This window comes from Streptomyces sp. NPDC001970 (genome assembly GCF_053594115.1).
This window is the reverse complement of the sequence record NZ_JBSFDW010000079.1, coordinates 1-12,850: the sequence shown is the minus strand read 5'-3', so window position 1 is coordinate 12,850 and position 12,850 is coordinate 1. Positions and strand designations below refer to the sequence as shown.

At 69.9% G+C, this 12,850-nt stretch carries 7 protein-coding genes and 1 pseudogene; 2 read left to right on the top strand and 6 right to left on the bottom strand.

What is annotated here, in order from left to right:
• The 4 genes and pseudogenes from ACWCP0_RS41295 to ACWCP0_RS41280 all read right to left on the bottom strand — a co-directional run.
• Positions 1–395: pseudogene (locus ACWCP0_RS41295) on the bottom strand (RNA-guided endonuclease TnpB family protein); the annotation flags it as partial.
• 737 nt (positions 396–1,132) lie between these two features.
• Positions 1,133–2,179: an ABC transporter ATP-binding protein gene (locus ACWCP0_RS41290; protein ID WP_451083856.1), complete on the bottom strand. Its 1,047-nt coding sequence runs from the start codon at positions 2,177–2,179 to the stop codon at positions 1,133–1,135.
• Positions 2,176–3,765, bottom strand: coding sequence for an ABC transporter permease (locus tag ACWCP0_RS41285; protein ID WP_451083855.1), 1,590 nt, complete (start codon positions 3,763–3,765; stop codon positions 2,176–2,178). The genes ACWCP0_RS41290 and ACWCP0_RS41285 overlap by 4 nt, the downstream gene beginning before the upstream one ends.
• 2 nt (positions 3,766–3,767) lie before the next feature.
• Positions 3,768–4,784: an iron ABC transporter substrate-binding protein gene (locus ACWCP0_RS41280; RefSeq protein ID WP_451083854.1), complete on the bottom strand. Its 1,017-nt coding sequence runs from the start codon at positions 4,782–4,784 to the stop codon at positions 3,768–3,770.
• 351 nt (positions 4,785–5,135) lie between these two features.
• On the opposite strand from ACWCP0_RS41280, the gene ACWCP0_RS41275 reads away from it, so the two are divergent.
• Positions 5,136–7,757, top strand: a complete 2,622-nt coding sequence (locus ACWCP0_RS41275) for an AMP-binding protein (protein ID WP_451083853.1) — start codon at positions 5,136–5,138, stop codon at positions 7,755–7,757.
• Positions 7,758–7,982: 225 nt separating this feature from the next.
• On the opposite strand, the gene ACWCP0_RS41270 is transcribed toward ACWCP0_RS41275, so the two are convergent.
• The gene (locus ACWCP0_RS41270) at positions 7,983–8,261 is read right to left on the bottom strand and encodes a hypothetical protein (protein WP_451083852.1); all 279 of its coding nucleotides are present in this window, start codon (positions 8,259–8,261) and stop codon (positions 7,983–7,985) included.
• Between the two features lie 1,083 nt (positions 8,262–9,344).
• Between ACWCP0_RS41270 and rph the strand changes: the two genes are divergently transcribed.
• Entirely contained in the window at positions 9,345–11,942 is a 2,598-nt protein-coding gene (gene rph, locus ACWCP0_RS41265; protein WP_451083851.1) for a rifamycin-inactivating phosphotransferase, read from the top strand.
• Positions 11,943–12,151: 209 nt separating this feature from the next.
• On the opposite strand, the gene ACWCP0_RS41260 is transcribed toward rph, so the two are convergent.
• A complete protein-coding gene (locus ACWCP0_RS41260) occupies positions 12,152–12,349 on the bottom strand; it encodes a hypothetical protein (RefSeq protein ID WP_451083850.1) in 198 nt (65 codons plus the stop codon).
• Positions 12,350–12,850: the final 501 nt, after the last annotated feature.

Below are 12,850 nucleotides of genomic sequence, written 5' to 3'. Positions count from 1 at the left end.
ACGCTCACCGTCCGCGCGTCGTGCTGCCACGACAGGATCCGGTCGTCGTAGGGCTGGGCCGCATCGGGGCGGAAGACGACCGGCTTCGACTCCGCCCGGCCGCGCCGCCTCGACCCGTTCGGGCCGAGGTTTCCCGCCCGGATGCTCCCGCGCAACGTGGCGTAAGCGTCCACGACCTTCTTCACCACCCGCACGGCCGGTTGGGCAGCAAGCCCGAACTCCGCCTTCAAGCGGGCGTAGACGAGCTTCTGCAGCTCGTTACGGGACGTGGTGCCCGTCTCGTACGCCACCACCGATGCGGCGTCAGCCGCCCGGTTGCACACGCGCAGGGTCGCCGCCAAAGCCGCCGCCACCTCGGGCGACGGCAACAGCTTCACCTGCACCACGACCTTCACCCCATCAACCTAACCGCCACCACTGACAACAGCCGAAAGCACAGGTCACGACAGACACGGAGGAACTCCGCCGCTCCGCGGCTCCGCTCCAAGGACCCATTCCTCCCCGCCCTGAAGAACGGGGCCTCCTGGGAGAAATCAGGTGAAAGCCTTCCTGCAGACACCACTGGCAGCCGCGCCACCAGCCGAGTGCCGTTCTGGCTTTGATGCCCGGGACGTGTCTTTCCCCCAGCACGCCCCGCCTGCTCGCCGACCGTGCCACTTCCGGGAAACAGCTCCCGCGCGCCGCTACCCGACGAAGGCAGCAGCTGGACCCACCGTGCCCGGCCCGTAGCTCACGTTCAGGGCGTCGATCACCGGCTCCACGCGTAGCCGCGCCTCGCGGCCGCGATCCAGTCCCGTAGGGAGGGGCGGGCTTGCCGCGTCCCTGCCAGGGGCTGAGCGCGGCGGCCGTTAAGGTTTGCCTCCTCATGGGAGGTTGCGGTGGATCACCGCCGTTCTCTGACCCTGGCTGGTGTGGTTGTGGTGGTGGGTGCATCCGGGTACTTGCCGGCGCCGCGCTGTTCGGGCAGGCGGCGGCTCCACGTCCCGGAGCGCTGTCCTGGTGCCGCTGCGGACACAGCGGCAACGTTCGTTCTACGCTGGCCGCTTTGTCCCGGCACGGCGCTTGTCTCGTGCGCCTGACGTGTCGTGGGCTTGCCGAAACGATCACCTCGACGGTCGCCAGGAGCAACTGGTCAGACAGTCGCAGGGTGCAGTGTGGCCTCTCCCATCACGCGGATGCCGGTCTGCCCGCCTGGGCGTACGGACGCCGGGCCGGGCACGCGGACGTCGACCGGCTCGTCCATCCCGTCGACGGCGACGGTGACCACGGCGTCGTGACCGAAGAAGCGGACGTCCGTCACGGTGCCCCGGGTGTCCGCCGAAGTGGGGTCGGTGAGTTGGAGCTGCTCGGGGCGCAGCAGCACCAGGCCCTCGCGCAGCCCGCCGGCGGGTGCCGCCAGGGCGACGCGGCCCAGGGGGGTCGTGGCCGTGTCCTGCTGCGCAGTTCCTTGGACGATGACCGCGTCGCCGACGAAGGCGGCCACCCAGGGGTCGGCCGGGCGGTGGTAGACCTCCTGAGGGCCGGCGCACTGGGCCACGCGGCCGTTGCGGACGACGGCGACGAGATCCGCCGTCGACAGGGCTTCCTGCTGGTCGTGGGTGACCAGCACGGAGGTGGCGCCGGTCGCCGTCAGGGCGGCGCGGACATCGTCTCTGAGGCCCGCGCGCAGGGCGCTGTCCAGGGCGTTGAACGGCTCGTCGAGGAGCACGAGTTGCGGTTCGGGGGCCAGGGCTCGGGCGAGGGCGACGCGTTGCTGCTGGCCGCCGGAGAGCTCGTGCGGCATGCGGTCGCCGTATCCGGCGAGGCCGACCAGTTCCAGCATCTCGTCGACGCGTGGCTGGCGTGTGCCGCGCTCGGCGCCGGTCAGGCCGAAGGCGACGTTGCGGGCCACGTTCAGGTGCGGGAAGAGCGCACCTTCTTGGGGGACGATGCCGATACGGCGGCGCTCGGGCGGAAGGTGCACGCCGGGGCCGCTGAGGGTGCGGCCGCCGACCGTGACCTTCCCTGCGTCGGCGCGCAGGAAGCCGGCGATGATCCGCAGCAGCGTGGTCTTGCCGCAGCCGGAGGGGCCGAGCACGGCGACCAGGGAGCCGCCGGGCACGCTGAGGTCGAGGCCGTCGAGGACCGTGGCGCCGGGGCCGTACGCCTTGACCACTCCCGCGAGGTGAAGGTCGGTCATGTTCGGTGCCTTCCGAGGAGGTAGGACGGGACGGCGGCCAGCAGGATCAGGGCAGCGGCGTACGGGGCCGCCGCGGCGAAGGACCCGGCGCCGGTCTCCGTCCACAGACGGGTCGCCAGCGTGTCCATGCCGGTGGGTCGCAGCAGCAGGGTCGCCGGAAGCTCCTTCATGCAGACCACGAAGGTCAGGGCGGCTCCGGCGGCGACCCCGGGCGCGGCGAGCGGCACGGTGACCTCGCGCAGCACCCCCAGCGGAGAGCGTCCGAGCGAGCGGGCGACGTCCTCCAGCAGGGGCGGTGCCTGGAGGACGGCCGCCCGGATGGCCGCCACGGCGACCGGCAGGAACAGCACCGCGTAGGCGCAGACCAGCAGCGGCAGTTCCTGGTAGAGCGGACGGGCGTAACGGACCGCGAAGAACACCAGCGCGAGGGCGACGGTGATGCCGGGCAGGGCATGCCCCGCATACGCCGCCTGCTCCAGCAGATGCACGGTCCGGCCCCGGTGGCGGGCCGCGATCACGCCCACCGGCAGGGCGAGCAGGGTGGTGAGCGCGGCGCCCGCCGCGGCGACACCCAGGGTGGTGAGCGCGGTGTCGGTGAGCGTGCCGGGGTCCCAGGTGGCGGAGTTGCCGACGGCCAGCCAGTAGCCGAGCGTGCCGATCGGGAAGGCGACGGCCACGGTGACGACGGCGCCGCACCAGGCCAGTACGGGCAGGCGCAGCCGGCCAAGCGCGGCGGGTGCTGCCCGGCGTGCCGTGCCGGTGCCGGTCCTGGAGTGTCCGGCGCGGCCACGGGTGCGGGCCTCGGCGGCCACCAGCACCACGGTCATGATCACCAAGACGGCGCTGAGAGCGGCTGCGGGGGTGCGGTCGAAGCTCGCCCGGTACGAGGTGTAGATGCCGCGCGTGAAGGTGTCGTACCGCATCAGTGACACGGCACCGAAGTCGGACAGCACGTAGAGCGCCACCAGCAGCCCGCCCCCGGCAGCGGCCGGTCGCAGCTGAGGGAGCGTCACCCGCACGAAGGTGCGCAGCGGACCGTGTCCCAGCGAGCGGGACACCTCTTCCTGCGCGGGGTCGGTTCCGCGCAGCACCGCTGCGACGGGCAGATACACGTACGGGAAGCTGACCAGGGTCAGCGCCAGCGCGGCCCCGGCGAAGCCCGCGAGGCCGGGTGCGGCGGACAGCCAGGCGAACGCCGCGACGTAACTGGGCACGGCCAGCGGCAGGGTCACCAGCACCGACCAGACGCGGGCGCCGGGCAGCGCCGTGCGGACGGTGAGCCAGGCCAGGGAGACGCCGAGCAGCAGGCACGCCGCGACGACGGTGGCGGCGAGCCCGAGGCTGCGCAACAGGAGCAGCCCGGTCCCCTCGTCCGCGACGACGCCCCACGCGAACGCGGGGCCGCGCTCCAGTGCCCGCACGGCCAGGTAGCCGAGCGGCAGCACGGCGAGCGTCACGGCCACGCAGGCGGGGAGGACCAGGAGCCAGGAGGGTCGGCCTCCGGCGCGCCGGTGCCCGGCAGGCGCGGGGGCGCCTGCCGGGCGGGAGTCACGACGCGTCCGGACGGAGGAATCCGGAGTGGGCACGGTCAGACCATTCCGACGTCCTGGAGCATGGCCAGGGTCTGCTTCAGGGAGTCGAGCCTGCCCAGGTCGATCTTCGGCGGCTGGAGGGAGTCCAGCGGCGGGAGGCCCTCGGCGGCCTTGACGCCGCCGGCCAGCGGATACTCCTTGGTCTCGTCGGCGAAGTACTTCTGGCTCTCGGCGGCGAGCAGGTAGTCGACGGCCTTCTGTGCGTATGCGCTCTGCTTCTTGTCGGCGCCCTTCAGGATTCCGGCACCGGCCACGTTGATCAGGCCACCGGGGTCACCCTTGGGCAGGAAGTGGATTCTGGCCTTGACCTTGTCCTCGCCCTCCTCGGCGGCCTTGGCGAACCAGTAGTAGTGGTTGAGCAGACCGAGGGATACCTCGCCGGAGTCGACGCCCTTGAGCACTTCGTCGTTCTTCTCGTACGTCTTGGGTTCGTTGGCCTTGAGGCCCTTGAGCCAGGTACGGGTGGCGTCGTCGCCCTCCAGGACGCGCATGCCGGTGACGAAGGCCTGGAACGAGGCGTTGGTCGGGGCGTATCCGACCTTGCCCTTCCACTCGGGCTTCACCAGGTCATGGACGCTGTCCGGGGGTGTGGTCACCTTGTCGGGGTTGTAGGCGATGACGCGGACGCGTCCGCTGACTCCGGTCCAGTCACCGGCGGCGCTGCGGTGGTCGGGCGTGACCTTGTCCAGTGTCGCCTTGGGCAGCGGCGCGAGACGGCCCTCCTTGGACAGCGCGCCGAGGGCACCGGCGTCCTGCGAGAGGAACAGGCCCGCCTCGGTCTTGTCGCCTTCCTCCAGGAGCTGCGCCGAGAGTTCGGCGCTGTCGCCGTAACGGACGTCGACGTTGGTGCCGAGGTGCTTCTCCAGCTTCTCGACGAGCGGCCCGACGAGGTTCTCGTTCCGTCCTGAGTAGATGACGAGACCGGCCGGCTCGTCGTTGCAGCTCGCGAGGGCGGGGAGGAGCAGGGCTGCCGCGGCGAGCGCGGTGAGAGTGCGGGCCAAGGGGCGTCGCATGACGGGTGATGCCTTCCTGCCGTGCTCAACGCCGTCACCGCACGCTGGCCCCCCACGCCCACAGGGCGCAGGGGGAGATGACGCGGCAAGCGGCGAAAACGATGCCGAGGGGAGAAACCTGTGAACAAGGCATTGATAAGGTAAAGCTTACCTAAGGGTCAAGGGTGCGCTGTATAACGACTCGGCCGCGGATCAGACCGCCGAGGAGGGTGCGCCTGTGCCCTCTCGCACCGAATTCCCTCTTGCCCGCCCACCGTTGGGCCTCGCGGCGGGTTCCCGTTCACCCCGTCCGCCCGGCCGGGGTCGACCGCCCCCTTCCCGATAAGGGAAGCCTTACCTACGATGCGTCCCGTGACGCTCCACCCCGCACCGCTCATCAGCGGCAAACCGCTGCCCCTCGCCCGCGACCTCGCAGCACACGGCGACCGCACGGCCCTCATCACCTCCGACGGCGAGATCTCCTACCGCGAGCTGACCGCACGGGTGGCGGAAACCGCCCTACGCCTCGGCCCCGAGCGGCGGCTCGTGCTGCTGCCCGGCGCCAACTCCGTCGAAGCGCTCGTCGTCCATCTCGCCGCCCTGTCGGCGGGGCATCCCATACTCCTCGTGCCGGGCGACCATCCCGAGGCCGTCGAGTCGCTGACCGCCGCGTACGACCCCGACATCGTCGTGCGGCCGGAGCCGGGGCAGTGGGTGATCGAGGAGCGGCGCGCGCTCTCGGCGCATGAGCTGCATCCCGAGCTGGCCCTGCTGCTCAGCACGTCGGGCTCCACCGGATCGCCCAAACTGGTCCGGCTGTCGCACGACAACCTCCAGTCGAACGCCGAGTCGATCGCCACTTACCTCGGGATCCGTGACACCGACCGTGCCGCGACGACCCTGCCGATGCACTACTGCTACGGGCTGTCCGTCATCCACAGCCACCTGCTGCGCGGAGCGGGCCTCGTCCTCACCGGCCTCTCGGTCGCCGACTCCTGTTTCTGGGACCTCTTCCGCGAGGCCCGTGGCACGGCCCTCGCGGGCGTCCCGTATACGTTCGACCTGCTCGACCGGGTCGGCTTCGCCGACATGGACCTCCCCCACCTGCGCTATGTCACCCAGGCCGGCGGCCGTCTGGGACCCGACCGGGTGGCGCAGTACGCCGCGCTGGGGGCGCGGCGAGGCTGGGACCTGTTCGTCATGTACGGGCAGACGGAGGCGACCGCCCGTATGGCCTACCTGCCGCCGGATCTGGCGGCCGCGCACCCCGGGGCGATCGGAGTGCCGGTCCCCGGTGGGTCGTTCCGTATCGAACCGGTCGAGGACCAGCCCGTCAGCGGAGTCGGGGAGCTCGTCTACTCCGGGCCCAACGTCATGATGGGCTACGCCGACACCCCGGAGGACCTCGGCCTGGGCCGGACTGTGGACGAGCTGCGCACCGGCGATCTCGCGCGGCGGACCCCCGAGGGGCTGTACGAAATCGTCGGGCGGCGCAGCGGGTTCGTGAAGATCCTTGGCCTGCGGATCGATCCGGAGCACGTCGAGGCGATGCTCGAACGCCACGGCATCACCGCGCTCTGCACCGGCGACGACGCGGCGCTCGCCGTCGCCGCCGTCGGCGATCACGACTTTGACGCGCGGCGGATACGAAGACTCGTGGCGGGCGAGTGCGACCTGCCGACGCGCGCCGTCCGCGTCCACATCGTGGCCGACCTTCCCCGGCTGCCCACGGGCAAGCCCGACTACCGGGCCGTACGCGAACTCACCCGCCCGGCCGACGAAGTCCCGTCCGGACCCGACCCCGCCGCGGACAAGGGCGGCACCGAGGACCTGTGCCTGCTCTACGCACGGATCCTCGACAGGACGGACGTGACGGAGGACAGCACCTTCGTCGGCTTGGGCGGCGACTCACTTTCGTACGTCGAGATGTCCATCAACCTCGAGGAGCGTCTCGGCCACCTGCCGCCCGACTGGCACGTGACGCCGATCCGCGACCTCGGACGGCCCGAGCGGGAGACCCCCACCCGAAGACGGGCTCTGGAGACCAGTGTCGCCCTGCGCGCCGCGGCGATCTGCTGCATCGTCGGTTCGCACATCCCCGTCTTCGACATCAAGGGCGGAGCGCACCTGCTGCTCACGGTCGCGGGGTACAACTACGCCCGCTTCCAGCTCACCGGCGCCGAACGGCGCGAACGCATGCGCCACACCGGGACCAGCATCGCGCGCGTCGCTCTGCCGAGCATGGCCTGGATCGCCTTCGCGCTCCTGGTCAGCGACGACTACACCGTGACCAATCTCTTCCTCCTGCACAACGCCCTCAAGCCCCAGGACATGGGGCCGGGAATCCACCTCTGGTTCATCGAGGCCCTGGTCTACATCCTCATCGCCGCCGTGGCCGTCCTGGCCCTCCCTGTCGTCGACCGGGCGGAACGGCGATTCCCGTACGGCCTGCCCCTGACGCTCGTGGGCCTCGGTCTGCTCACGCGCTACGACCTCGTCGGCCTCCCCGACCGCTCCAACATGACGGACGCGGTGACCGTCTTCTGGCTGTTCACGATGGGCTGGGCCGCGGCGAAGTCCCGCACCTTGGTGCAACGGCTGGTGGTGACGGTCACGGCGCTGGCGACCGTGCCGGGCTTCTTCCCCGGCGAGCCCCTGCGCGAGGCGTTCGTCGTCGCCGGATTCGCGCTGCTCGTGTGGGTGCCCACGCTCCCCAGCCGTGAGCGCATCAACCAGTTGGCGGGTCTCCTGGCGACGGCGTCGATGTACATCTACCTGACCCACTGGCAGATCTATCCGCTCATCGACGGTCTCTCCAAGCACCTGGCCTTCCTGGCCTCGCTGGTCTTCGGTGTCGCCTACGCCACCGCCGCAACCCGCCTGATGCGGGGACAGCCCCTGCTGCCGTCGCTGCCCCCAATACGTCCGCTGCGGGGCTCGGGGCTGGTGCACTGGGCCCGCACCCGCTTTCGCACCGGCCGCGTTCAGCCGTGATGACCGGAACCGGCCGACTACAACTTCGTGCAGTTCGAGTTCCTGAACAAGGACGGGTTGTCCTGGGCTCGACGGCGGACAAGCCGGCATCGGGGAAGACAAACCGACGGGCGGCGGCGCCGATGTCGGTGGGGGTCCCTGCTGTACCCGGAACTGACTCAGGCAAAGCCCAAGGCGTGCCTAGGCAATCTCGGGCATCCGCCCTGCCCCTGAAGCCAGGACAGGTCACCCTCGCCTCGCTCCTGATGTGGGCGTGGCGCCGGTGACCGCACGCCCGGCCAGCACGTGCGCGGTGGTGCCGTGCGCGTAGTGGCGGCGGAAGACAGCCACATGGTGGTCATCGCCCGCCAGGTCAGCCACAGACCCGCCCAGCACGGCCGCCCTCGTGATCTTCGCCGTCTTGCACAGCCGGCGCACATCGTGCGGCCCCGTGACCGCTAAGCCCTGGCCGTCCTCGCCGCGGCGGCGGGTGATCCAGTCGGTGAACCGCCGCCCGTGCAGCACGAATCCAGTCCGTCTCCCGGCCACCCGGGCGCAGCCGGTGCCGGCGGGCTCCACCGCGACCCACAGCCACTGCGCCGGACCGGGGTATGCGCGGCGGACCGGTCCTGGAGTCTGCGGCGTTTCTTCGGCGCTCTCGCGGAGCTTGCGATGGCCAGCTGGCCGTCCACGTCTTCGCCGCGCTCGCCGAGTTCATTCGCGAGCTGATCGTCTCCGGTACCAAGGGGCAGTTGTTGCAGGTCGACGTCGGACGTGGGCAGAGAGAAGCCCGGAAAGTGCATCACATCACGGCTGAGTGGGCTGGGTGGCGCTCCAGCGGCGTTTGCCGGGCGTCGGCGCCGGCCGGTGTAAGTGGTGCGCAGGAGGAGGATCTGGTCGGTGCGGCGGGACAGCCGGGCCACGATCTGAGCGAGGTGGCGTGGGGCCGTTCGCTTGCGTGCCGGCCGATTTGAACCACGGCGACCGTCAAGCGTCCCGGTTGTCGAGCGTGGCCCAACATTCGCGTGGCGCGACGACCTCTGGGGGATGACGGCGCGCTCGACGGCGTTCGGGCCTTGCCGACAAGGGAAAGAACTTCTGGTTCCGCGGCTGCATCCGTAGGCCCATGGGACATCCGCCTGGGCCAACGACGCTTACCCGTACGCGGAGCGCCGCCGCTTCGCGAGCGAGAAGCTTGTCAGTTTTCAGCGGACGGCAAAAGGCAAAGGCAAGGAGATCTCTCCTTGCCAGTCTCAAGGTATAGCGCACTGGGGGGCTTGCGGCAAGACCCCGGTCGCGGCGCAGAATCGTCGGCCGAGGCCACAACCTGCGGAAATGAGGGCACGACGTGCGTGTGTTGTTGTCGACGTACGGGGGATGCGGTGACGTCGAACCAGTCGTGGGACAGGCAGTGCAGTTGCGGGCGCTCGGGGCGGAGGTGCGGGGGTGCGCGCCGCCCGACTGGGCGGAGCGGCCGGCCGACTCGTCAGAGGGAAGGCGACCAGAGATGAGGACGTGCCCGACAAGAGGTTCGACAGAGCTGGAGGCGCCGGTGATTCGATCGGCCACTGTGGTGCAACGGAGCACGGCTGCCTCGGAGGTGTCGCAATGATCGAGCAGTACGTGTTGGATCTTCAAGAGGTCGACGAGACGCAGGTCGCGGTCGTTGGCGGCAAAGGCGCGCACCTGGGCGGGCTGTCGCGGATCGAAGGCATCCGCGTGCCAGGTGGCTTCTGCGTGACGACGGACGCCTTCCGTCGGATCATGGCGGTAGCGCCGTCGATCGACGATCGGCTCGATCAGCTGTCGCGCCTGAACCCGGACGACCGGGAGGCGGTCCGCACGCTCAGCGCGCAGATCCGCCGGACCATCGAAGGGATCGCCATCCCGGGCGATCTCGCGGCGGCGATCACCCGCGCGCTCGCCCAGCTCGGCGAGCAAGCCGCCTACGCCGTCCGATCCAGCGCGACGGCAGAGGACCTGCCGACGGCCTCCTTCGCCGGCCAGCAGGACACGTACCTGAACGTCGTGGGGCCGACGGCGATCCTCCAGCACGTCAGCCGGTGTTGGGCCTCTCTGTTCACCGAGCGGGCCGTGACCTACCGCCAGCGGAACGGCATCGACCACCGTACGGTCCACATGGCCGTGGTCGTGCAGCAGATGGTCTTCCCGCATGCGGCCGGCATCCTGTTCACGGCCGACCCCGTCACAGGCAACCGGAAGGTCGCCACCGTGGACGCCGGCTTCGGCCTCGGCGAGGCCCTGGTCTCCGGCTTGGTGAACCCGGACGTCTTCAAGGTGCGACACGGCGAAGTCGTCGCCAAGGCGGTCGCCGTCAAACAGTGTGCCGTTCAGGTCCTGCCGGCTGGCGGTACGCAGGAAGTGGCGATCGACTCGCAGCGGCAGGAGCAGCCGGCGCTGACGGATGCGCAGGTCGTGCGGCTCGTGGAGCTCGGGCGGCGGATCGAAGCGCACTTCGGCCGCCCGCAGGACATCGAATGGTGCCTGGTAGATGATGGCTTCCAGATCGTTCAGAGTCGGCCGATCACGACGCTGTTCCCCATCCCCGAGTCCGGCGACCAGGAGAGTCACGTCTACGTCTCCGTTGGTCATGGGCAGATGATGACCGACCCCATGAAGCCCCTGGGGCTCTCCGTGTGGCAGCTGACGGCCATGGTGCCGATGCACGAGGCCGGCGGGAGGCTGTTCGTCGACGTCACCCGGCGCCTGGCCTCGCCCGCGAGCCGAGCCGGCCTCCTGGACGTCATGGGGAGAGGCGATCCGCTGATCAGGGACGCTCTGGAGACCGTCCTCGACCGCGACGATTTCGTCCCGTCGCTCCCGGACGCGGGTCCCGGCGGGCCGCCGGCCAGCAGTGCGTCCGCCCCGATCGAGACCGATCCGGCCGTCGTCACCGAGCTGATCGAGCGCAGCCAGGTGTCCATCGCCGCTCTGGAGCGCGACATCCGGACGAAGACCGGACCAGCGCTGTTCGACTTCCTGCTGGAGGCCTTCGAGGAGCACAAGCGAGTCCTCAGTGATCCGCTGAACCTTGAGGCGATCATGGCAGGGATGGAGGCCACGTGGTGGCTCAACGACAAGCTGCAGGAGTGGCTGGGCGAGAAGAACGCGGCTGACACGCTCACGCTGTCCGCCCCCGACAACGTCACGTCGGAGATGGGACTGGCGCTGCTCGACGTCGCGGACGTGATCCGCCCACAGCCGGAGGTGGTGGCGTTCCTGCAGGGCGTCGAGGACGAGGGTTTCCTGGACGAGCTGGCGAAGCTCGCGGGCGGGACCGAAGCGCGCGACGCCATAGAGGCCTACCTCGACCGGTACGGCATGCGCTGCGTCGGCGAGATCGACATCACGAGGCCGCGTTGGCGCGAGCGCCCCACCACGCTCGTGCCCGTGATCCTCGACAACGTCAGGAACTTCGAGCCAGGCGCCGCCGAGCGGCGCTTCGAGGAAGGCCGGCAGAAGACGCAGAAGAAGGAACAGGACGTGCTGTCACGCTTGCGGGCCCTGCCGGACGGGGACCAGAAAGCCGACCAGGCCAAGCGGATGATCGACCGGGTCCGAACCTTCATCGGGTACCGGGAGTACCCGAAGTACGGCATCGTCAGCCGCTACTTCGTCTACAAGCAGGCCCTGCTGGAGGAGGCCGAGCGCCTCGTGCAGGCCAACGTGCTTCCTGAGAAGGAGGACATCTTCTACCTCACGTTCCAGGAGTTCCACCACGTCGTGCGCTCGAACCAGGTGGATGACCAGCTCATCCAGCAGCGCAAGGACGCGTTCCGGTCGTACCACGCGCTCACACCGCCCCGGGTGCTCACATCGGATGGTGAGGCCGTCACCGGGGCGTACCGGCGCGACGACGTGCCGGCCGGTGCCCTGATCGGCCTCCCGGTTTCCGCCGGGACCATCGAGGGGAGGGCCCGCGTCATCCTTGACATGGCGGAGGCCGATCTCGAAGCGGGCGACATCCTGGTCACGACCTACACGGACCCCAGCTGGTCGCCGCTGTTCGTCGGAATCGCGGGCCTGGTGACGGAGGTGGGCGGCTTGATGACCCATGGCGCAGTGATCGCCCGGGAGTACGGCTTGCCGGCCGTCGTCGGCGTGGAGCAGGCCACTCGGCTGATCCGGGACGGGCAGCGGATCCGTGTGCACGGAACCGACGGGTACGTCGAGATCCTGCCTTGAGCGACCACACCGAGAAGGCTCATCCGTAGCGTCCGGCCAAAACAACGCCAAGCAGTTCATGACCACCCCACGACCGCCGCCCGCAACGCCGCTCACGCGGATACGACCCGTTGCTGGCCTTCACCTGGGAAGTGCCTCTTCCGCTACCACGTACAGGACCCTCAGCAAGTCCTATCGTTGCAGCTCAGAGACACTTTCTGCTTTCTCGATCACCTACCGGACAGCGCCCCTCGTGAAAGCCCGAGGCTAGTGCGGCTCGTGCTGCACAGGGCCAGGGACGGCGTCGAGGCCACGTGGCAGGCCGGGACGTTGAAGGCCTCGAACATGACCTGCACCGTCTTCTCCCGGGCGGCCTTCGGGTTGCGTACCGGCTCGGTCAGGAGAACCGGCTGCTGTGCGGGATTCACCGTCGACCTGGTCTGTCCGGAGCTACGGCATCGCCGTAGGGAGACCGCCCAGCGGATCGGCGGCTGTTGTTCGCCTCGGTCGCGGACGCCGAGATCGGCGAGTCGTTCGAGCTGCTGTGGGGGAGGTCGGCGGCGAACACCTGGAACGCCTGCCACGGCGCGGTGCTGTCCTGGGCCGGTTGGTGCTCCGAGCGCGGCTACGACGGGACGACCGTGCCGATGGGCGAAGAGGCTGAGAATGGGACATCCCGCGGCCGGCTGGGGTGCGTGCGCCGGAGGGGAGGGCGGGGACCTTGCTCAGCGTGTGCTTCGCGTGCCCTCTGCAGGCGGTGAGGGGCGCACGTGATCGTGAGGGTGGCAGTCCTGGCTCGACCAGCCTCCCCAGCATGTCTTTGAGACATGTCTCAGTGCGTTGTGGCAAAGGGAGTCCCTGTTCGATGAGCAGGGGCTTCTTCGTGTGCGGGGCGTGATCGCGGAGGGGTAGGGGCAGGCAGCGGACGG

Excerpts from the sequence above, each read along its gene's own strand:
- ACWCP0_RS41290 (WP_451083856.1), bottom strand. The coding sequence starts at position 2,179 with ATGACCGACCTTCACCTCGCGGGAGTGGTCAAGGCGTACGGCCCCGGC.
- ACWCP0_RS41280 (WP_451083854.1), bottom strand. The coding sequence starts at position 4,784 with ATGCGACGCCCCTTGGCCCGCACTCTCACCGCGCTCGCCGCGGCAGCC.
- rph (WP_451083851.1), top strand. The coding sequence starts at position 9,345 with ATGATCGAGCAGTACGTGTTGGATCTTCAAGAGGTCGACGAGACGCAG.